The organism is Telluria sp. AC161 (genome assembly GCF_979258535.1).
On record NZ_OZ409861.1, the window covers coordinates 3,686,947 to 3,708,285 of the forward strand.

The following is a 21,339-nucleotide window of genomic DNA, read 5'->3' on the forward strand; positions in this document are numbered from 1 at the left end:
CGCAACCATGTTTCCCAATCCACGGATGCCGGTGCATGCCCAGTTCGTCAAGCAACGACTGGACGCGTTGTCGACCAAGGTCGATCTGATTGTGGTTTCGCCCATCCCCTGGTTCCCCGGCGAGCGGTACTTTCCGCGCTATGCCAACCGCAACCAGATTGCGCCGCAGACCGACGCCAACGCGTACCCGACCTATTTCCCGAAATTCTTCTCGATCCCGGCCGTGCTCAAGCCGCTGGAGGGTGTCTTCCTGGCCTTCGCGCTGTGGCGGTTCATCGGCTCGCATGGTCTCAAGGGCAAGATCGACGTGCTCGACTGCCACCTGGCGTTTCCGGAAGGGTTTGCGGGCGCCCTGCTGGCCCGCGTCATCGGCAAGCCGTATGTCGTCACCCTGCGCGGCCACGACATCAACGACCTGCCCCGGTTTCCCGTGCGGATCCGGCAAGTGCTGTACGCGCTGCGCCATAGCGCGCGCTACTTCGGTGTCGCCCGGGCGCTGGTCGACGGCGCCATCCGGCTGGGCGCGCCGCCCGACAAGGGCCATGCGTCCACCAATGGCGTGGACACGGCGCGGTTTCGTCCCACGGCAAAAATCGATGCCCGCGCGGCGCTGGGCTTGCGCACCGACCGGCGCTACATGCTGTCGGTATCGCACCTGGTGCCACGCAAGGGCGTGGACATCCTGCTGCGCGCCCACGCCCTGCTGCGCACCGCGGGGCACACGGACCTGTGCTTCATCGTCGTCGGGCAAGGCGGCGAGGAAGGCGACTGTGAAGCCGACCTGCGCGCCCTGGCGACCGAACTCGGGATCGCCGAACACGTCGTCTGGGCCGGCGCCGTACTGAACACCGACCTGCACGCCTGGTACTCGGCGGCCGACGTGTTTTGCCTGGCCAGCGAAAAGGAAGGCTGGCCCAATGTCGTCCTCGAAGCCATGGCCTGCGCCACGCCGGTAGTGGCCCACCGCACCTGGGGCGTGCCCGAGATCATCACTGGGCCAGACCTGGGCATCCTGGTCGACGCCCGCGAGCCGGCACCATTCGCACACGCCATCGGCGTCGCACTGGAGAATGACTGGAACCCGGCGCGGCTACGGGGCTACGCGCTGGAGAACACCTGGGACAAGGTGGCCGACGGGCTCCTCGCGCACTTCGAGGCGATCGTCAAACCTGCTCAGAAAGCGGGGGTCAGGTCTGACATTCGGACACAAGCTCAGCCGTAGTACCAGTATATTGAAGCTTACAGATAAGGCCGTGTCCATTTGTCAGACCTGACCCCGGCTGTGCCGGCATGGTAGTACCAGAACGTCGAGGCTTGCAGACAAGGCCGTGTCCATGTAACAAAAAGCCGCTGCATCAAACGACGCAGCGGCTTTTTGTTGAGCCGGTACTGCTTTGGCGCGGCATCAATGCTTCTTGCCCCCACCCGAGACCTTGTTCTCGGTTGCCCAGGCGCGGCGCTCTGCTTCCTTCTTTCCGACGCCCTTCTTCTCGTACCCTTCTTCAATATGTTTGACTTGGCGCTTCTGCTTGTCGGTGTACGACGATTTATCACCTTGCGGCATGATGATTCTCCTGTCAGCAAATGCGTTGGCCAGCCGGGATGACCGGCCACGACAGCATCAGCCTACGCCGCTGCCGGTTCGCGTTTTGTGCGCCAGACCACCGATGCGGGCACTTGCTTCAGCCAACTCAGGCCGGCGTACGCCACTCGCCATCGGGTGCATCCTCATCCAGCGCGAAGTCCCCGCGCGCCAGCGCCAGCAGCACCTCGTGCGCCGCCTGCACGTGCTCGGCCGGGACCAGAAGCCGCACGCCGCCCAGCGCGGGCGCCAGCAGCAGGTCGGTCTGCATCAGGTGCGCGTCGGCCAGCATCGCCGGGATACCCGATGCTTCCAGGCAGCCCTGCGCCAGCGTGGCGTCCACGGGAATCATGTAGCGGGCCACGACGTACAGATCGCGCTCGGGCACGGCTTCGATGTCGGGGTGGGCGGCGAGCCAGTCGTTCAGGGAGAGCGTGTGCATCCGGGTTCCTTGGCTTAGCGCAGTAGTGCGGGAAGGTGCGACAACAGGTACAGGACCACACCGATCATCCCGCCCACGATGGTGCCGTTGATGCGGATGTATTGGAGGTCCTTGCCGATATTGAGTTCGATCTGGGCCGACATTTCGCGGTCGTCCCATTGCTTGACGGTGTCGGCGATGTGGCGCGTGAGGTAGCCTGCGAATTCGGGCGCCACGCCGCGCGCGGCGGCTTCGAGATTGTCTTGCAGCGATTGGCGCAGTTGCGGATCGTCGCCCAGCGCCTTGCCGATCCAGGCGCCCATGCCGATGATGCGGCGGCGCATGCTCGAATCGTCGCTGGCCAGATCGCGCTTGAGCCACGCCTTCAGCTCGGCCCACAGCGAACCGACGTAGCCATTGAACGTGTCGTCTTCGAGCAGGTAGCGCTTGACGTCGTCGGCCCTGGCGATGAAGTCGGGGTCGGCCTTCATGCGCTCGATGAAATCGGCCACATATTCGTCGAAGCGTTCACGCAGTGGGTGCGCGGGGTCGGCCGCGACCTTGTTGAGAATACCCGAGGCCAGGCGCACGGCGATGTCGGCGCCCTTGCGGCCAATGAGTTCGGACGGCAGCATGCGTTCGACCAGCGCGTAGTCTTGCTTGAGCCAGTCGACGATGCCACCCGCGATGGCGCCCTGGGTCTCGGTATTGTCTAGCAGATGGGCGAGCTGGCGAATGCCTTCGTCGAGCAGTTGCTGGTGGCGCCGGCCGCGCGTCAGGCTCTCGAGGATGGCGCCGCCGGACTTCGACAGGTCGACGCTCCCCACCATCGTGTGCACCGCGCGTCGGATGACGTTCTGCACCGGCGCATCCTCAATAAAGTCGAGCATGAAGGTGGCGGCGCGCACCAGGTGCGCGCCCATCAGTTCGGTGTTGGCGGGCTTGGCCAGCCAGTCGGCCAGCAGTTGCACCGGGTCGTGGCGGCGGATCAGCTTGAGGATCGACTCGGTATCGAGGAATTTTTCGCGCACGAACAGCGCCAGGTTGTCGGCGATCTTGTCCTTGTTGCCGGGGATGATGGCGGTGTGGCGCGAGATGATCGGGATCGGGATGCGCCTGAACAGCGCCACCACCGCGAACCAGTCGGCCAGCGCACCGACCATCGCGGCTTCGGAAAACGCGCGCAAGAGGCCCGTCCACCAGGTCTGCGGCAGCAGCAGGCTGACCACGAACAGCACGGCTGCGCCTATAAAGAAGCTGAGGGCGATCAGTTTGGACTTGCGCAGTTCGTCGTGCTTTTGCATGCGGGGCGGCCCGGCTGTGGCGATGCTGCCATGCTAGCCGACTTTGCCCGCGCGTGACGCGCCGGCTGCCCGCGGCGCATCCTTCTTCCAGAGGAAATCAGGCGCCTTAGGCCGCCACTTCTTCCTCGCACAAGGTCAGCTTCGCGCAGCGCTGTCCGTGCAGCTGCGGCAGCAGGAGTTCGCTGCGTTCTTCCAGCAGCGCAAACACCTCGTCCTTCGACAGTACATATTGTTCCAGCAGCGTGTCCTTGAGCGACTCCATCATCAGCTTGTAGTCGCGGATCGCGTCCAGCGTGTAGCTGTACAAGGCATCGGCCTTTTCTTCCACCAGCCGCACCGTGTGCTCGCCGCCGATATCCTTCTGCAACTGGCTGTAATCGATCTTCGAGCGCGAATACATCGACAGGCGGCTCACCATCAGGTTGAGCATCTTGGTGATCTTTTCGATGTCGTTCTGGCTGCCCACCGAAATACCACGCGGGCCGTAGAACATTTCTTCGGCCGCGACGCCGCCGTACAGGCCCACCACATCGCGCTCGAGTTCTTCCAGCGTGCGCAGCGACATGTCTTCACCCGACTGCAGCACATAGCCCAGCGCGCCAATCTTCGACACTGCTTCGGTGCTGATCTTGAGCAGGTGCGAGCGTTCCTTGACTTCGGCCAGCGTCAGGCCCTGGCGCAGGAACGGGTCGATCTGCATGAAGAAGTGACCCAGCTCGTGCAACGCGATCCGCTCGCGCTGCTTGTGCTTGTCGAGCGTCGTGGCGCGGTCGGTCAGGCCGATCGTGGCGCGCTCGTACGCGCGGAACAGCAGGTTCGTGTTGATGATCGTCTTTTCCTGGATCGACAGCATGCTGGCGCGTTCGACCACGGTTTCCAGCAGCGCCGGGCTCAGGTTCTGGGTAATCTCGGCGACCTGGTCCAGGTTCAGGTCATTCCAGTCGACGAGGCCATCCTTCTTGCGCGACAGGAAGCTGCGCAGCAGTTCGCGGCGCTCGGCCTTGTTCGGCAGGCGGAAGTTGATCTTGACCGAGAAGCGGCGCAGCATCGCTTCGTCCATCTCGGTCGAGCTGTCATCGAAGTTCGAGGCGACGATCCAGATGACGCCCGCGCCCTTGTCGCTCTTCACGCCGTCCAGCAGGCCAAGCATCGTGTTGGCGGTATCGTCTTCCCATTTCTTTTCGCTGCGCCCGCGCGGCATGAAGAGGCTCTGCGCTTCGTCGAGGAAAATGATGCACTTGCCCTTGGCGCAGGCCTTGCGGTGCAGTGCGTTCAGGGCCTTGGAGCCGCCGCCGACATAGCCCGATTCGAGCGCCGAACCGGACGCCGAAATCATCGGCAGGTTCAGGCGCTTGGCCAGGTAGCCGACGAGCTTGGTCTTGCCGGTACCGGCCGGGCCGGTGAGCATCACGTTGAACGGCTTGTCGATATTGTGCGACTGGTACTCGGCGCGGTTGCGGATCATTTCTTCCAGGTGCAGCACTTCCTGCTTGATGTCTTCCATGCCGATCAGGTCATCCATGCTGCCCTTGAGCTTGTCCGGGCTGATGACCGATGCGCTCATGCCCGTGCCCGGCATGCCGAATTTGATGAGGTACAGCACCAGCAGCACGATCGCGATATTGAAGGCGTTCTGCTTGAAGAAGGCGCCGGTACGCGCCAAGGTGCTTTCGCCCTCGTCCATCACGGCTTCGTGGGCCGCGAGGAAGTCGTCCTTGGCGATCGAATACGGAATCGCGTTCTTGAGCAGCACTTCGCGCTCGAGCGACAGGTGCGAGGTACTCGGCACCTTGACCACGTTCAGCGCTGCCGAATCCTTGAACTTGTAGATATAACGCGGCGCTTCGGACAGCGGTTTGGCAATCAAGAGGTATTCCAGGCGGGCTTTCTGACTGGCCAGTGCGGTAATCTCGGCGATGTTCTGCGAATGGACCACCGGGCGCGCGTCCTGCGGCACATTGGATTTGAAGATCGCCAGCGTCACCAGCATGCCCATCAGGATGACGGCGAGGATGCGGACGTAGACGTTCTTGAATGCAATCTGAAGACGGGAAAAATTGGGCATAAGGTGTACTCGTCGAAAATGCGTACAGCAAAGAGAGACTGGGGTGCCATGCCACCGGTAACCGTGGCCGGCGTCGGCAGTGGGCCGACGAATTCGAGGTAATGAAGCTTGCTTTTTAATGCTTTGCGGCAAGGGAGTAAGAAGACTATACCTTCAAAAAAAACCGCCGGGAATACCAAAAAGTCAAAAACGGACGCGATTTAAGTCGAATGAAAGTCTTGATAAGAGAATTGATTATCCGACTGACAGCATTCGTGATGAGTCTGTCAAATAAATCGAACATTCTTGCGAGAACGGCATGATGAAATGCCTAAAGAATGAAAATCTGTATTGCTGAGCGCTGCATATTTACCACAGTCAACTTTTTCGGAATGCATGCAATATGACGCTATCGGTATATAAAGTGATGGCTATTTCTGCAACTGCTCCGGCAAAGGCGTGCAGGCTCGCGCCGATTGAACAACCAATCGGGCGAAAATCGGGGGCGAATCGGGGGGAAGAATCAGGCACTGAAATTGATGCCATCAAAAGGCAGCAAATGTTTATTGAGACAGGCGTCGGTTAATCGGCGCCAGCGCAGCACAGGCCATGCAACTTGATCATCGTATTCCAGTTGCGCGACGTGGCGCCATCGCCCAGCCGTTTGCCGAGCGCTGCCGCAACTGCGCTGTCGAGCAAGCCTTGCGGACACCAGACGTAGACAGCGTGACGCCCGAGCGCCACCGTTTCGGGCGCCCAGTTTTGGCCGCACAGGTCGGCCGCCAGCGCGCGTTGCGGCTCGCCTGCCAGCAGGAAGACGAACAGGCGCGCGTGGTCGGTGGCCACGTGCAGCAAGGGATTGTCGTCAATGATCTCGGCCACTTTATCGCTTGCAAAGACGAACACGCGCGCACTGACACCCAGATGCAGGGCAATGGCCGCTTCGATCTCTTGCGCCGCATCGCCCGGCGGGACCACGGCGTCGAACACGATATTGCCGCTATTGAGCAGACTGCGCACGCCCGTATGGCCGAGGTCTTCGACCAGTTTGCGTAGGTCCGCCATGGCAATGCGTTTGGCACGGCCGACATTCACGCCGCGCAGCAGGGCAATGTAGCGCGACTGCGGCGTGGTGTCGGCCCTCATGCTATTGCAACCCTTCCTGGCGCAACGCTTCCTGCACCGCAGGCAACGCCTTGATGCGCGCATGATAAGCCTGCAGTGCCGGCCAGTTATCCAGCGAGAAGCTGGTGAATCCCACCCAGTTCAACACGGTAAACAAGTAGGCATCGGCCACGGTGAAGTCGTCGCCCATCAGGTAGCCCTCGTCAGCGATCTTGCCCGCCACATAGGTCAGTGGCGCGGCCAGCGCAGCCCAGGCAGTTTCCTTGGCTTCGCCCGACGCGCCCGGTGCAAAGATAGGCGAAAAGCGCTTGTGCAGCTCGGCCGATGTCCACGCCAGCCATTCCATCGATTCGTAGCGTTCAAATGTGCCGGGTGCAGGTGCCAGCGCGCCTGCCGGAGCTTGGTCTGCCACGTATTGCAAGATGACCTGGCTCTCGGTGAGCAGGTGACCATCTTCCAGCGACAGCGCTGGCACATAGCCCTTGGGATTGATGGCCCGGAAATCTTCGCCGGCTTCGGTCAGCTTGGTGCGCAGGTTGACGCGCTCGCTGTCGAACGGCAGGCCGGAGGCGATCAGGGCGATACGGGGCGCAAGCGAGCAGGCGCCGGGACTGAAGTAGAGTTTCACGGGGTTCCTGAAAATAATGATGGATGGCAAAAGCCTACAGCATTTTGGCACCGCCCTCCAGCCACAAGTCGTGCGGCATGAATGCGACATATTGCGTCGCCGCCGTGATCGGCCTGCACACCGGTGATACCATCTCCTGAGTATTGAATGGAGGAAACTATGAGCGACGATCACGAGCTGGTCCCGGTGACCAGCGCCCTGCCGGGCATGGTGCTGTCGGACGAATTGCTCGACAGCCACGGCCTGGTATTGCTGGCCAAAGGCACGGTCTTGAGCGAGGCAATCATCGCGTCGTTTGCGCGCCATCAGATCGACGTGGTGCCGGTGGCGCGCGTCGAAGCGCACCGCGCGCCGGATGCGACTGCGGTGCAAGCGCGGCTCGAGATCCTGTTCCGCCGCCACGACCGCGACGACGACAACGACTGGGCCGGCAACCTGCTGCGCCGTTACGTCGAGGATTACCGGCTCGAACGGCAGGTGGCGCCATGACCCTCGATGAATTGACGGCCGGCCTGGAAGACCTGCCCTCGCTGCCGGCCGTCGTGATGGAGCTGCTAGGCAGTATCGACCAGGAAGATGCCGATCTGACCTTGCTGGCGAAAAAGGTCGCGCTCGATCAGGCACTGACTGCCAAGACACTGCGCCTGGCCAATTCGTCGACCTTCGGCCTGCAGGTCAAGGTCACGACGATCCAGCAGGCATTGACCTTCCTGGGCGTGCAAGCCACGCGCAACCTGATCATGGCGGCATCGATCACCGGCTGCTTTCCCAGCGGCCGCTGCCCGGCGTTCAATGACAAGGCCTTCTGGCGCTTGTCGATCGCCACCGCCGCCTGCGCGCGGGTGCTGGCGCGGCACATGCACTTCAATCCCGACGTGGCGTTCACGGCCGGCTTGCTGCACGGGATCGGCCGCCTGGTGCTGGTGACGCGTTACCCGGAACAATACGACGCCGTCCTGCGCGAATGCGAGCGCGTCGATGGCGATCTGCTCGAGACGGAGCGCGCCATGCTGGGTGTCGACCACGTATTGGCAGGCCGGGCGCTGGCCGAGCACTGGCAATTTTCGGACACGCTGCGCCAGGCCATCGCGTTTCATGTTCAGCCGGAGATGCCGGGCGCGGGTTTCCTGGCCACCATCGTGCATGTGGCAAGCGCGGTCGCGCATGCGCTTGATCTGGCGGGCTATGCGCGCGAAGTGGTGCCGACGGTGTCGAGTGTCGCCTGGACGGCGCTGGGATTATCCGAGGAAGCGTGGTTGCAGGTGTTCCGCGAGACGGAGCTGCAATTTGAAGAGATGACCGCCATCCTGTTGGCGTAGGCCGCAGGACGGAATCAGGTAGTACGGAGAAAACTGCTGTGCGGCGCCACTCAGGCAGCGCCGCGGCACGCCAACAACGAAGGCATGACAGACACATCTGCCATGCCCACGATTTCAGTGCGCATAATTACCGGTTTTTGGCGTCACGTCGCCCGACTGGTTTGCCTGACCCTGTGCTGGCTGACCAGCCTGCTGGGCTGCTGCGGCAGCGGCTGCTGCTGCTTTTTCTTCTGGCTTCGGACGGCCTTGTGCATCCGACAGACGGTACTTGGTGCGGCGATCGCCCATCAGGTCACGCAGGTCACGGATGCTCATGCCCGTCACTTCGTGCATGCGGATCAGCAGCGACGCGCCAACCGGCAGACGATGGTGACGAATCTTGCTGATCACGGGCGGCGCCACCTCGAGCATGCGCGACAGCGCTGCGTCGTTCTTCAGCTGCATCTTGCCCAGTAAAATATCGAGCAGATGGTTCGGGTTGTAACTCTCTTGCGACGACAGAGCGTGATGTTGTTGTGCCATGATATTACCTCACGAGTTGGTTAAAATAGTTCCCTTGTGAACCTTAGTAGAAGACAACATGTCTTCCACTTAAGTTCCCGGAACGTGTTCAGGAATTAAACAGGGCGAATCTGAGTAGTTCCTTAAGAATTCCGGTCTTGCCGTGCACTACGTCGTTTCTGCATGCGCACTTGTCTTTCAAACAAATTATGGCGGCGCGCGCCGGACCGAGGCCGACCCTGCGCACGTGACTCCTTGTCAGAAATCAAGCTAACGTATGGAAAGCTTGTCACGTTTGCATTTCAGCACATGGGGCCACATTGTGGCGCACGCAAGAGATTTCCCTGATAAATTTTTCCAATCAGAATGATCACGGAACTCTTTGATTTACATAGAGAAATACTTGGTGCATACGATGCCATAGCGCGGCGAAAATAAAGTATGTTCGCTAGCGGACATTTAACATTGTAAATAAAAAGATAATTACTTTAAGTAAAGAAACTAAGAATTCCTTTTGGAATGATTTGTCCTGTCCTGCCCGTGTTTTTATCGGGTCAATACCGAATTACGGTAAACTGATTCCCCTGCCTTGTCGGCACAGCAATTCGTCCCCAACTACCCTCTCCATGCAGAAAAAAGTCTTTATCAAAACCTTCGGTTGCCAGATGAACGAGTACGACTCGGACAAGATGGTCGATGTCCTTGGCGCCTCGGATGGGTTGGTACGCACCGACAAGCCGGAAGACGCAGACGTCATCCTGCTCAACACATGCTCGATCCGCGAAAAGGCGCAAGAGAAAGTGTTCTCCGATCTTGGCCGCCTGCGTGAACTCAAGCGCAACAAGCCGGACCTCGTCATCGGCGTGGGCGGCTGCGTTGCTTCGCAAGAAGGCCAGGCCATCATCAAGCGCGCGCCGTTCGTCGATGTCGTGTTCGGCCCGCAAACGCTGCATCGCCTGCCCAAGCTGATCAGCGACCGGCGCGCGTCCGGCGTGGCCCAGGTCGACATCGCCTTCCCCGAGATCGAAAAGTTCGATCACCTGCCGCCGGCCAAGGTCGACGGCCCGGTGGCGTACGTGTCGATCATGGAAGGTTGCAGCAAGTACTGCAGCTACTGCGTCGTCCCGTACACCCGCGGCGAAGAAGTCTCGCGCCGCTTCGAGGACGTGTTGACCGAGGTGGCGGGCCTGGCCGCGCAAGGCGTCAAGGAAATCATGCTGCTGGGCCAGAACGTGAATGCGTTCCGAGGCACCATGGAAAGCGGCGAGATCGCCGACTTCGCGCTGCTGCTCGAATACATCGCCGAGATCCCCGGCGTCGAGCGCCTGCGCTTCGTGACCAGCCACCCGAAGGAATTCAGCCAGCGCCTGATCGACGCCTACGCCAAGATCCCGCAACTGGTGAACCACCTGTACCTGCCCGTGCAACATGGCTCGGACCGTATCCTGTCGGCCATGAAGCGCGGCTATACGGGTCTCGAGTACAAATCGATCATCCGCCGCATCCGCGCGGTGCGTCCGGACATCACATTCTCGTCCGACTTCATCGTGGGCTTTCCCGGCGAGACCGAGGCCGACTTCGAAGCGATGATGAAACTGGTGGCCGACGTCAATTTCGACAACAGCTTCAGCTTCATCTTCAGCAAGCGCCCCGGCACGCCGGCCGCGAACCTCGACGACGACACGCCGCACGAGGTCAAGCTGGCGCGCCTGCAGCGCCTGCAAGCCCTGATCGACGCCAACACCCGCAAGCACAGCGCCGCCATGGTTGGCACCGTGCAGCGCGTGCTGGTCGAAGGGTATGCCAAGAAAGATGTAACCCAGCTCCAGGGCCGCGCCGAGAATAACCGCGTGGTTCTGTTCCCCGTGGATGCAGCGGGTGTCCAGCTCATCGGCCAACTGGTCGATGTGCGCATCAGCGCCAGCCACGATTATTATTTGCGCGGCGAACTCGTCGCCAACCTTGATACGATTGCCATCGCCAGTTGAAAACACAGCCAACCCAGCCCTCGTACTTCATTCCTGAGCCGCTCGACAACACGCGGCTTGCCCACCTGTGCGGTCCACTCGATGAAAACCTGCGCCAGATTTCGGCCGCGCTCGACGTGACCGTATTCCGCCGTGGCGAGAAATTCATCGTCACCGGCGACAATGCCGAGCGTGCCGTCGAATTGCTCGAACGCTTCTACGCGGTCGCCAACAAGGTCGTGCCGATCGAAGAAGTGCAACTGGCCCTGGTCGAGCAGCGCGCCGGCATCAAGCCGCGCAGCCTCGAGGCGCCCGGCGGCGAGCCGCGCGCCATCAAGGGCGTCAAAGCGGTCAAGGCCGTGCCCGACGTGGCGCAGGCCGACGCGCAGGACGACGTTGCCCCGAACGACGTCGACAGCCCGGCCCTGAGAACCCGCCGCAGCGACCTGCGCGGGCGCACGCCGCACCAGATCCAGTACCTCAACGATGTGCTGAACCACGACATCGCCTTCGGTGTGGGCCCGGCCGGTACCGGCAAGACCTACCTGGCCGTGGCCTGCGCGGTGGACGCGCTCGAACGCGACGCCGTCAAGCGCATCATCCTGACCCGCCCTGCAGTCGAGGCCGGCGAGCGCCTGGGCTTCCTGCCGGGCGATCTGGCGCAAAAAGTCGACCCGTACCTGCGTCCGCTGTACGACGCGCTGTACGATCTGCTCGGCTTCGACCGCACGCAAAAGCTGTTCGAAAAGCAGATCATCGAGATCGCCCCGCTGGCCTACATGCGCGGGCGCACGCTGAACCACGCGTTCGTCATCCTCGATGAGGCGCAGAACACGACCGTCGAGCAGATGAAGATGTTCCTGACCCGCATCGGCTTTGGCAGCAAGGCCGTGATCACGGGCGACGTGACCCAGGTCGACCTGCACAAGAACCAGCGCAGCGGTCTGGTCGACGCCATGCACGTGCTCAGGGATGTGCGCGGCATCGCCTTTTCCCAGTTCTCGAGCGTGGACGTCGTGCGCCACCCGTTGGTCGGGCGCATCATCGATGCCTACGAATCCGACAATTCGGTGCAGGAACTGGCCGATCTCCCCAAACCGATCCCGGTGAAAAATGCAAGAAAAAAAACATCCGCTTGAACTTGAGGTGCAGTTCGCCGACCCGCGCCTGGAAAGCCTGCTGCCCGAGGCCACCCTGCGCACCTGGGTCGAGGCTGCCCTGCTCGGCCCGGCCGAACTGACGATCCGGTTTGTCGATGCGGCCGAAGGCCAGGCGCTGAACCTGGCCTATCGGGGCAAGGACTACGCGACCAACGTCCTCACCTTCGCTTATAACGAAGATGAAGACCTGGCCGAGGACGATCCGATCAAGGCCGACATCGTCCTGTGCACCGACGTGTTGCAGCGCGAAGCCGACGAGCAAAAGAAAACCGTCGAAGAACACACGGCGCACCTGGTCGTGCACGGCGTGCTGCACGCGCAGGGCTGGGACCACGACAACGATGACGATGCCGAAGAAATGGAACAGTTCGAGCGCGACATCATGGAAGTGCTGGGGTTCCCCGATCCGTATGCGGACTGAGTGAAGACAGCTTGACCTGAACGGCGGCGCGCCCGCCGCTCAGGCCGCACGCCTGCATCAAAAACAGGCAATGTGCCTTTTGGTGTATCCTACGCCCATCGCAACAACGGCTTCTCGCCAACTATGCCCGAGTATCCCAGTGACGTCCGTCCGGACGCCAAACCCCATCGGTCCCTGCTGGAAAGGTTGACCGCATTCATCTCCCCCGAGCCTGAAAACCGCGCAGAGCTGCTTGAAGTGCTGCACGACGCCCATGAACGCAACCTTCTCGATGCCGACGCCCTGTCGATGATCGAAGGCGTGTTCCAGGTGTCCGACCTGTCCGCGCGCGACATCATGGTGCCCCGTTCCCAGATGGACGTGATCGATATCACGAAGCCCATCGAAGAGTGGATGCCCTACGTGCTCGAAACCGCCCACTCCCGCTTCCCGGCCATCGAAGGCGAACGCGACAAGGTCGTGGGTATCCTGCTGGCCAAGGATTTGCTGCGCTATTACGCCGAAGAATCGTTCGACGTGCGCACCAAACTGCGCCCGGCCGTATTCATTCCCGAATCGAAACGCCTGAACGTGTTGCTGCGCGACTTCCGCGCCAACCACAATCACATGGCAATCGTGGTCGACGAGTATTCCGGCGTGGCCGGCCTGATCACGATTGAAGACGTGCTCGAGCAGATCGTCGGCGACATCGAAGACGAATACGATTTCGACGAAGAAGAAGACAATGTGATCTCGATCCGCGAAGGCCAGCTTGGCCCGCGCTGGCGCGTCAAGGCACTCACCGAGATCGAACAGTTCAACGACGAAGTCGGCACCAACCTGCCGGACGACGACGTCGACACCGTCGGCGGTCTGGTCGCCAGCCACCTCGGCCATATGCCGCACAAGGGTGAAGTGGTCGATCTGCACGGTGTGCGCTTCGAAGTGCTGCGCGCCGACGCGCGTCAGATCCACGTCCTGCTGGTCGAAAAACTGCCATTGGCGGACGACGAACACGACTGATGCTGCGTCGCCGTACCTCCCCAGCCGCAGCGCCGGTCCCGGCGCTGCGCGCCAACAAGCCCTCGGCCCTGCTGTTGCTGGGCGCAGCACTCGCCGGCGCCTCGTCCCTGTTGTCATTCCAGCCCGTGGGCTGGTGGCCGCTGCAATTTTTGTCCCTCGCCTGGCTGTTCTACCAGGTCGGCATGAGCCCGTCCGTCAAGCGCGCCACGCTGATCGGCTGGGCCTTCGGCTTCGGCTGGACGCTGGCTGGCGTGCACTGGCTGTATGTCTTCATGACCGATTTCGCCCACTTGCCGGCCGTGCTGGCGGTGGTGGGCTTGACGCTGCTGTGCCTGTACATGGGCCTGTGGGGCGCCTTCACGGCGGGCGTGGCGACCTGGCTGCGTCGCCGCTGGTCGCTGCCGGTGGCCGCGTTCCTGCTGCTGGTGCTGCCCGTGACCTGGGGCGTGTCGGAATGGCTGCGCGGCTGGATATTCACCGGTTTTCCATGGGCCTCGTCCGGCTACGCACATGATCTCGCGCCGCTGGCTGGTTACGCGCCGCTGATCGGCGTGTACGGCATCGGTATCGTCGTGGGCGTCATCGCCGGGTGCCTCGCCATGCTGACGCAGCGTGCGCGCTGGCCAGCAATGGGCCTGATGGCCGCTCTGCTGCTGACCGGTGCAGGTCTGCGCACTGTCGAATGGACGCAGGATGTCGGCCAGCCGATCAGCGTGCGCCTGTTGCAAGGCAATATCGCGCAAGACCGCAAGTTCGACGCCGAATTCCTGAACAGTATCCTCACGCGTTATCAGGGCCTGATCACTACGGCACCGGCCGACCTGATCGCCACGCCCGAAACGGCGATCCCGACCTTCCCGCAACACCTGCCCGACGGATACTTGGCGGGTCTGCAGCGCTACGCCACCACCAGCGGCAGCACGCTGGCCATCGGCATGCCGCTGCTGGACGGCCCGGGCAAGTATGGCAACAGCCTGGTCACGCTGACGCCGCAGCCCCAGGCCACCGTGTACCGCTACGACAAGGCGCACCTGGTGCCGTTCGGCGAATTCATCCCGCCGGGTTTCCGTTGGGTGACGGACATGCTCGACATTCCGCTGAATGACGCCACCCGTGGCGCCGCGCTGCAGGCGCCGTTCGCCGTCAAGGACCAGCTGGTGCTGCCGAATATCTGCTACGAAGACGTGTTCGGCGAAGAAATCGCCTACCAGCTGCGCAACGCGCCGCAACCGGCGACGCTGATGCTGAACGTGTCGAACCTGTCGTGGTACGGCCAGTCGGTGGCGATCCCGCAGCACCTGCAGATTTCGCGCATGCGCACGCTGGAAACGGGCCGCCCGATGCTACGCGCGACCAATGACGGCGCCACCGCCATCATCGACCGCCGCGGCAATCTGACGCACGCACTGCCGTTCTACACCGACGGCGTGCTGGCCGCCACCGTGCGCGGCGCGACCGGCATGACGCCGTTCATTCGCCTGGGGAGCGCGTCGTTCCTGCTGCTGGGGGCATGCATGCTGCTTGGCGCCTGGTTTGCCGGGCGGCGTCGCATGGGGCGGACGGCTTCGTGAACATCTGCGTTTTGTTGACGTTAGTGATCACCGCGACAACGTAGGGTGGATGGCTCTGCCATCCACGCGGTGATGGTTAAACGTCGATCCAAAGCAGACGACATCGAAGGCGGCTTCGTCAACCCATGCGTTTTGTTGACGTTATCGATCACCGCGTGGACGGCGTAGCCGTCCACCCTACCAGAGGGTACGAAAACCCAATATGGACGGCATCGCCGACCACCCCAACCCAAATCCCTTCCCAGAGGGTACGAAAAATTCAGTAGAATTGGCCATTTGGCAAACATACCGCGTTCACGGTCCACGGGCCGCGTTCCACTCGACATGCTCACATTCCAGCAAATCATCCTCACCCTGCAGTCCTACTGGGACAAACAGGGTTGCGCACTGCTCCAGCCCTACGACATGGAAGTCGGCGCCGGCACCTTCCACACCGGTACCTTCCTGCGCGCGATCGGCCCGGAGCCTTGGCGCGCCGCCTATGTGCAGCCATCGCGCCGTCCGAAGGATGGGCGCTACGGCGAGAATCCGAACCGCCTGCAGCACTATTACCAGTTCCAGGTTGCGCTCAAACCCGCGCCCGAAAATATCCTCGACCTGTATCTCGGTTCGCTCGAGGCACTGGGCCTGGACCTGAAAAAGAACGACGTGCGCTTTGTCGAGGATGACTGGGAAAGCCCGACGCTGGGCGCCTGGGGTCTGGGCTGGGAAGTCTGGCTCAACGGGATGGAAGTCACGCAGTTCACCTACTTCCAGCAAGTGGGCGGCCTTGATTGCAAGCCGGTGCTGGGCGAGATCACGTACGGCATCGAGCGCCTGGCCATGTACCTGCAGGGCGTCGAGAACGTGTACGACCTGGTCTGGACCGAGTGGCAGGAAGACGGCAAGACCAAGTCCCTGAGCTACGGCGACGTGTTCCACCAGAACGAGGTCGAGCAGTCGACCTACAACTTCGAACACTCCAATACCGAGATGCTGTTCCAGGCGTTTGCGAACCACGAATCGGAAGCCAAGCGCCTGGTCGAACTGGCGCTCACGCTGCCGGCCTACGAGCAGATCATGAAGGCCTCGCACAGCTTCAACCTGCTGGACGCGCGCGGCGCCATTTCCGTGACCGAGCGCGCCGCCTACATCGGCCGCGTGCGCACGCTGTCGCGTCTGGTGGCGCAAGCCTATTACGACTCGCGCGAAAAGCTGGGCTTCCCCATGGCCCCCAAAGCTGACGTCACCGCTGCTTGATAAGAACAGAACAGACCATGAACCAAACACTCCTCGTCGAACTGCAGACCGAAGAACTGCCGCCGAAGGCGCTCGTCAAGCTGGGCGCCGCCTTTGCCGCCGGCATCGCGAATGGCCTGAAAGCGCGCGACTTCCTCGAAGCCGACAGCGTCGTCACCACGTACGCCACGCCGCGCCGCCTGGCCGTCTCGATCACCAATGTGCGCGATACGTCGCCTGACAAAGCGATCCGTGAAAAAGTGCTGCCGGTGACGGTGGCGCTGGACAAGGAAGGCAACCCAAGTGCGCCGCTGGCCAAGAAACTGGCCGCACTGGGCTTTCCCGACCTGACGATCGACCAGCTCGAACGCGCCCCGGACGGCAAGACCGAAAGCTTCTTCTACACCTACACCGCCGCCGGCAGTGCGCTCACCGGCGCGCTGCAGGACGTGCTGCAGGACGCAGTGAACAAGCTGCCGATCCCGAAGCTCATGAGCTACCAGCGTCCGAACGGCGACACCGTGCAGTTCGTGCGCCCGGTGCACCGCCTGCTCGCGCTGCACGGCGAGCAGGTACTGCCACTGACGCTGCTTGGCTTGACGGCTGGCCGCGAGACCGCCGGCCACCGCTTCCTGTCGCATGGCGGCGCGATCACGATTGCGCATGCCGATCAGTACGCGAACACGCTGGAAACCGAGGGCAAGGTCATCACGTCGCCGCAGGCGCGCAAGGACAGCATCCGCGCGCAGCTGCTCGAACAAGCCGGCGCCGACCAGGTCCTGATGCCCGAGTCGCTGCTCGATGAAGTCGCGGCGCTGGTCGAATGGCCGGTCGTCTACGAATGCCGCTTCGAAGAAGAATTTCTGGCCGTGCCGCAGGAATGCCTGATCCTGACGATGCAGACGAACCAGAAATACTTCGCGCTGACCGATGCCGACGGCAAGCTGCGTTCGCGCTTTCTGATCGTGTCGAACATCGCGACCGACGACCCGTCCGCGATCGTCGGCGGCAACGAGCGCGTCGTGCGCCCGCGCCTGTCGGACGCCAAGTTCTTCTTCGAGCAGGATAAAAAGAAGACGCTCGAGTCGCGCCTGCCTGCGCTCAGCAACGTCGTGTACCACAACAAACTGGGCTCGCAGGCCGAACGCAGCGAGCGCGTGACCAAGCTGGCCATGTACATCGCCACGCGCCTGGGCTTTGACGCGTCGCTCGCCGAACGCGGCGCGCGCCTGTCGAAGGCCGACCTGCTCACCGACATGGTCGGCGAATTCCCGGAACTGCAAGGCATCATGGGCACGTACTACGCGCGCCACGATGGCGAGCACGATGAAGTGGCGCGCGCGGCGTCCGAGCACTACCAGCCGCGCTTTGCCGGCGACACCCTGCCAACCACCGATACCGGCCTGGCCGTCGCACTGGCCGACAAGCTCGAAACGCTGGTGGGCATCTGGGCCATCGGCCTGCAGCCAACGGGCGAAAAAGACCCGTTCGCGCTGCGCCGCCACGCGCTGGGCATCATGCGCATGCTGGTCGAAAAGCGCCTGCCGCTCGAACTGTCCGACATGCTGCGCGATGCGGTCACGACGTTTGCCGACCAGCCGGCGTTCAAGGATCCGAGTGCGGAAGTCACGGCCTTCATGCTCGACCGCCTGCGCGGCCTGCTGCGCGACCGCGGCTTCTCGCCGAACGAAGTCGAAGCCGTGCTGGCCCAGAACCCGGACCGCGTCGACGACGTCGTGCAGCGCCTGGAAGCCGTGCAGGCTTTCGCCGCACTGCCCGAAGCCGCCTCGCTCGCCGCCGCCAACAAGCGCATCACCAACATCCTCAAGAAGAACGAGGAAGCACTGGCGCAAGCCGGCGCGGTCGATCCGGCCCTGCTGCAGGACCAGGCCGAGAAAGACCTGGCTGCTGCCGTCACGCGCGTGCAGCCGGCCGTCGATGCGGCGTTTGCCGCAGGCGACTTTGCCGGCACGCTCAAGACGCTGGCCGAGCTGCGCGAGCCGGTCGACGCGTTCTTCAACGACGTGATGGTGATGGCCGACGACATTGCGCTGCGCAACAACCGCCTGGCGTTGCTGGCGTCGTTGCACGGCATGATGAACCGCGTGGCCGACATCTCGAAGCTGGCAACGTAAGCACCGCATGCAGGCATCCCCGATGAAACTCATCATTCTCGACCGGGACGGCGTGATCAACCACGACTCGCCCGACTTCATCAAGTCGCCGGCCGAGTGGATCCCGATCCCCGGCTCGCTCGAGGCCATTGCCCGCCTGAACCAGGCGGGCTATCGGGTGGTGCTGGCGACGAACCAGTCGGGCATTGCGCGCGGCCTGTTCGACATCGCCACGCTCAACGCCATCCACGCCAAGATGCATGCGGCCGCGCAGCTGGTGGGCGCCGACATCGACGCCATCTTCTTTTGCCCGCACGCGGCGCTCGACGCCTGCGACTGCCGCAAGCCCAAGTCGGGCATGTTCGAAGAAATCGGCAAGCGCTTCAAGATCAACCTGAAAGGCGTGCCCACGGTGGGCGACTCGCTGCGCGACCTGCAGGCGGGCTTCAACCGTGGCTGCACGCCCTACCTGGTCCTGACCGGCAAGGGCGAGCGCACGCAGATGACAGGCGGCCTGCCGCCCGGCACGAAGGTGTATCCGGATCTGGCCGCGATGGTCAGCGCCCTGCTCAAGCCCGCCGGCGCCACTGGTGCTGGCGCTGCCCAGGCGTCATAATCAATACAACACCACGATAAGAATAACCAGATCGTTTTGTCCGGAGTCCCTTTGCGTAATTTCAGTCTGTTTCTGCGTTCCCTGCTGTTCACGGTCGTCATGATGGTGGCGACGATCATCTGGGCTTCACTGTGCTTCCTCGCAGCCCCCCTGCCCTACAACCAGCGCTTCTGGTTCACCTCGCGCTGGAACGTCTTCATCATCTGGTGCGCGCGCGTCATCTGCGGCATCCGCTACGAATTCAAGGGCTACGACAATCTGCCCGACGCGCCGGCCATCGTGCTCTCGAAGCACCAGTCGGCATGGGAAACGATTTTTTTGCTGCCGAACCTGACGCGTCCCCTGGTCTACGTCTTCAAGAAGGAAATCCTGTACATCCCGTTCTTCGGCTGGGCCATGGGTTTGCTGCGCATGATCCCGATCGACCGCAAGCAGGGCAAGAACGCGTTTTCGCACGTGGTGCGCCACGGTAAACGCCGCCTGGCCGATGGCCAGTGGATTATCATGTTCCCCGAAGGTACCCGCATCCCGGTGGGCCGCAAGGGCAAGTACAAGAGCGGCGGCGCGCGCCTGGCGGTCGAGACCCAGGCAGTGGTGGTGCCGATCGCGCACAATTCGGGCGAGTGCTGGCCCAAGAATTCGTTCATCAAACGGCCCGGAACGATCACGGTATCGGTCGGCAAACCGATATCGCCGCAAGGCCATACCCCTGACAGCCTGATGCAAGAGGTAGAAAATTGGATAGAATCGGAAATGCGCGTCATTTCGCCCCACGCCTACAAAGGTGGTTGAGCGACGTTAGCACCCAGATCAGGAATTCGCGTCCGCAGCAAACGGCGGCGTCGTCGAAGATCGACGGCGACCAGCTCGAGCTGTTTGCACAGGAATTCTTTGCGGCGCTCAAGCCTTCCGACAGGCCGGCGCCGCCGTCCCAGCCATTGTTCAAGGCGCCGCCGGCGCCGCCCCGCACCAGGCTTCCTTCGCCGCCCGTCGGCCCGCAAGACCCTCCCCTCAAACGCATCGCGCTCGGCCAGCACTACGTCGACTACGCGCTGCGCCGCTCGTCGCGCCGCTCGATCGGCTTCATGATCGACGACGACGGCCTGCGCGTGACCGCGCCGCGCCGCGTGACGCAGGACGACATCGAGAACGCGCTGCGCGCCAAGAGCCGCTGGATCATCACCAAGCTGCTCGAACGGGGCGAGCGGCGCGAACTGCGCCAGCAACGCGCGCCGGTCGTGTGGGTCGATGGCGCCCTGCTGCCGTTCATGGGTGGCGAAATCACGCTGCGGCTCGAACCGGCCACGCGCAGTCATTGCCGGTTTGATGAGGCCACGCGCGAGCTGGCGATCGGCGTGGTGCCAGGGCTGGCCGAGTGGCAGCTCAAGGAACGGGTCAAGCTGTGGTTCCAGGCCGAGGCCAAGCGGGTGTTCACCGAGCGCCTTGACCATTACGCGCCGCGCCTGAACGTGCGCTACAAGACCTGCACGCTGTCGTCGGCCAGCTCACGCTGGGGTTCGTGCACGGTGGGCGGGAGTATTCGCCTGAACTGGCGCCTGATCCACTATCCGCTGGCGCTGATCGATTACGTGGTCGCGCACGAACTGGCGCACCTGCGCGAGATGAACCACAGCCCGGCGTTCTGGGCGACGGTCGCCGAGGTGTATCCGGATTACGATGGGGCGCGCCTGGCGCTGCGCAAGCAGTCGCACCAGATGCCGGTATTGTTTGACGAATAGGCGGGGAAGCAGGCAGGCCGCTGGCCTGCCGGATGCATGCCGGTCAGTGCAGGCTCAATGCATGGCGCGCGGCCGCCAGATCGCGCATGGTAGCGGTCTGTTGCTGCGACAGGCAGCGAAACGGGATCGGCAGCGTGCCCCGCTTGAGCACCATCATGAAGCCGCGCGAATAGGTGCGCACGGCGGCCACGTCGGCCCATTCGATCAGCGTGACGCCACCACTGGTGCGCACGATGCCGTGGGCGTCGATGGTAAATTCATAGGTGCGGCGCCCGCGTCCGAGCAGCACGAAGTTCAGCCCCGCGCTCAGCGTGCTGCGCAGGCGCAGCAGAAAGCTGGCAGGCCAGCGCACGCGCCGGCGACGGATCAGGAAGCCCCCGTGCTGCCACATGAAGCTGACGTATTCGCTCAGCGAATAGCGGACGAAAAAATGCAATGCATCGAGCGGCAGCACGCTTGCCGCTTGCTGCTTTGCCGGTGCGTGGTCGACCAGGCCTGAGCCCAGGATCGTTCCCAGCGTGTCGACTACCCCTTCCTGGACCCGAAGAGACACTGGCTCTCCATCACTGCCCGGTGTCGCGCGATTCAATGACAACATGGCGCATCC

The 21,339-nt window shown here is 62.7% G+C and carries 21 protein-coding genes; 13 read left to right on the forward strand and 8 right to left on the reverse strand.

Going from position 1 to position 21,339, the window contains the following annotated elements; translation table 11 throughout:
• Positions 1-7: 7 nt before the first annotated feature.
• Positions 8-1,222, forward strand: coding sequence for a glycosyltransferase (locus tag ACZ0AJ_RS16420; protein ID WP_499455557.1), 1,215 nt, complete (start codon positions 8-10; stop codon positions 1,220-1,222).
• A gap of 183 nt (positions 1,223-1,405) precedes the next feature.
• Here ACZ0AJ_RS16420 and ACZ0AJ_RS16425 read toward each other — a convergent pair whose 3' ends face one another.
• The 6 genes from ACZ0AJ_RS16425 to gstA form a co-directional block, all read right to left on the reverse strand.
• The gene (locus ACZ0AJ_RS16425) at positions 1,406-1,564 is read right to left on the reverse strand and encodes a hypothetical protein (protein ID WP_211524545.1); all 159 of its coding nucleotides are present in this window, start codon (positions 1,562-1,564) and stop codon (positions 1,406-1,408) included.
• Between the two features lie 127 nt (positions 1,565-1,691).
• The gene (locus ACZ0AJ_RS16430) at positions 1,692-2,024 is read right to left on the reverse strand and encodes a putative signal transducing protein (protein WP_499455558.1); all 333 of its coding nucleotides are present in this window, start codon (positions 2,022-2,024) and stop codon (positions 1,692-1,694) included.
• A gap of 14 nt (positions 2,025-2,038) precedes the next feature.
• On the reverse strand, positions 2,039-3,307 hold the full coding sequence (locus ACZ0AJ_RS16435) for a DUF445 domain-containing protein (protein WP_499455559.1): 1,269 nt from the start codon (positions 3,305-3,307) through the stop codon (positions 2,039-2,041).
• Positions 3,308-3,413: 106 nt separating this feature from the next.
• Positions 3,414-5,372: an AAA family ATPase gene (locus ACZ0AJ_RS16440; protein ID WP_499455561.1), complete on the reverse strand. Its 1,959-nt coding sequence runs from the start codon at positions 5,370-5,372 to the stop codon at positions 3,414-3,416.
• Positions 5,373-5,933: 561 nt separating this feature from the next.
• Complete coding sequence (locus ACZ0AJ_RS16445; protein WP_499455562.1) at positions 5,934-6,497, reverse strand: DUF1697 domain-containing protein; 564 nt, start codon at positions 6,495-6,497, stop codon at positions 5,934-5,936.
• A gap of 1 nt (position 6,498) precedes the next feature.
• Positions 6,499-7,104 carry a glutathione transferase GstA gene (gene gstA / locus ACZ0AJ_RS16450; RefSeq protein WP_499455563.1) on the reverse strand — a complete coding sequence of 202 codons (606 nt, stop codon included), beginning with the start codon at positions 7,102-7,104 and terminating at the stop codon, positions 6,499-6,501.
• Between the two features lie 159 nt (positions 7,105-7,263).
• Here gstA and ACZ0AJ_RS16455 point away from each other — a divergent pair, with 159 nt between their 5' ends.
• A complete protein-coding gene (locus ACZ0AJ_RS16455; RefSeq protein ID WP_499455565.1) occupies positions 7,264-7,593 on the forward strand; it encodes a hypothetical protein in 330 nt (109 codons plus the stop codon).
• Positions 7,590-8,423 carry an HDOD domain-containing protein gene (locus ACZ0AJ_RS16460; RefSeq protein ID WP_499455566.1) on the forward strand — a complete coding sequence of 278 codons (834 nt, stop codon included), beginning with the start codon at positions 7,590-7,592 and terminating at the stop codon, positions 8,421-8,423. The genes ACZ0AJ_RS16455 and ACZ0AJ_RS16460 overlap by 4 nt, the downstream gene beginning before the upstream one ends.
• Before the next feature lie 114 nt (positions 8,424-8,537).
• On the opposite strand, the gene ACZ0AJ_RS16465 is transcribed toward ACZ0AJ_RS16460, so the two are convergent.
• Positions 8,538-8,945, reverse strand: a complete 408-nt coding sequence (locus tag ACZ0AJ_RS16465) for a hypothetical protein (RefSeq protein WP_183556342.1) — start codon at positions 8,943-8,945, stop codon at positions 8,538-8,540.
• 605 nt (positions 8,946-9,550) lie between these two features.
• Here ACZ0AJ_RS16465 and miaB point away from each other — a divergent pair.
• The 10 genes from miaB to ACZ0AJ_RS16515 all read left to right on the forward strand — a co-directional run bounded on the left by miaB (position 9,551) and on the right by ACZ0AJ_RS16515 (position 20,732).
• Positions 9,551-10,912 carry a tRNA (N6-isopentenyl adenosine(37)-C2)-methylthiotransferase MiaB gene (miaB, locus tag ACZ0AJ_RS16470; RefSeq protein ID WP_499455568.1) on the forward strand — a complete coding sequence of 454 codons (1,362 nt, stop codon included), beginning with the start codon at positions 9,551-9,553 and terminating at the stop codon, positions 10,910-10,912.
• On the forward strand, positions 10,909-12,030 hold the full coding sequence (locus tag ACZ0AJ_RS16475; RefSeq protein WP_499455639.1) for a PhoH family protein: 1,122 nt from the start codon (positions 10,909-10,911) through the stop codon (positions 12,028-12,030). Before miaB ends, ACZ0AJ_RS16475 begins: the two co-directional genes overlap by 4 nt.
• The gene (gene ybeY, locus ACZ0AJ_RS16480; RefSeq protein WP_499455641.1) at positions 12,005-12,472 is read left to right on the forward strand and encodes an rRNA maturation RNase YbeY; all 468 of its coding nucleotides are present in this window, start codon (positions 12,005-12,007) and stop codon (positions 12,470-12,472) included. Before ACZ0AJ_RS16475 ends, ybeY begins: the two co-directional genes overlap by 26 nt.
• 123 nt (positions 12,473-12,595) lie before the next feature.
• On the forward strand, positions 12,596-13,474 hold the full coding sequence (locus tag ACZ0AJ_RS16485) for a CorC family transporter (RefSeq protein ID WP_183556338.1): 879 nt from the start codon (positions 12,596-12,598) through the stop codon (positions 13,472-13,474).
• Positions 13,474-15,045: an apolipoprotein N-acyltransferase gene (gene lnt / locus ACZ0AJ_RS16490; protein ID WP_499455569.1), complete on the forward strand. Its 1,572-nt coding sequence runs from the start codon at positions 13,474-13,476 to the stop codon at positions 15,043-15,045. The genes ACZ0AJ_RS16485 and lnt overlap by 1 nt, the downstream gene beginning before the upstream one ends.
• Before the next feature lie 324 nt (positions 15,046-15,369).
• Entirely contained in the window at positions 15,370-16,284 is a 915-nt protein-coding gene (gene glyQ / locus ACZ0AJ_RS16495; RefSeq protein WP_332532295.1) for a glycine--tRNA ligase subunit alpha, read from the forward strand.
• Between the two features lie 17 nt (positions 16,285-16,301).
• Entirely contained in the window at positions 16,302-18,398 is a 2,097-nt protein-coding gene (glyS, locus tag ACZ0AJ_RS16500) for a glycine--tRNA ligase subunit beta (protein WP_258835628.1), read from the forward strand.
• Positions 18,399-18,420: 22 nt separating this feature from the next.
• On the forward strand, positions 18,421-18,993 hold the full coding sequence (gene gmhB, locus ACZ0AJ_RS16505) for a D-glycero-beta-D-manno-heptose 1,7-bisphosphate 7-phosphatase (protein WP_183556334.1): 573 nt from the start codon (positions 18,421-18,423) through the stop codon (positions 18,991-18,993).
• A 51-nt stretch (positions 18,994-19,044) separates the two neighbouring features.
• The gene (locus ACZ0AJ_RS16510) at positions 19,045-19,785 is read left to right on the forward strand and encodes a lysophospholipid acyltransferase family protein (RefSeq protein WP_258835629.1); all 741 of its coding nucleotides are present in this window, start codon (positions 19,045-19,047) and stop codon (positions 19,783-19,785) included.
• On the forward strand, positions 19,782-20,732 hold the full coding sequence (locus ACZ0AJ_RS16515; RefSeq protein WP_499455572.1) for a M48 family metallopeptidase: 951 nt from the start codon (positions 19,782-19,784) through the stop codon (positions 20,730-20,732). The genes ACZ0AJ_RS16510 and ACZ0AJ_RS16515 overlap by 4 nt, the downstream gene beginning before the upstream one ends.
• Before the next feature lie 43 nt (positions 20,733-20,775).
• Here ACZ0AJ_RS16515 and ACZ0AJ_RS16520 read toward each other — a convergent pair whose 3' ends face one another.
• Positions 20,776-21,285, reverse strand: a complete 510-nt coding sequence (locus tag ACZ0AJ_RS16520; RefSeq protein ID WP_499455646.1) for a YcxB family protein — start codon at positions 21,283-21,285, stop codon at positions 20,776-20,778.
• Between the last annotated feature and the right edge of the window lie 54 nt (positions 21,286-21,339).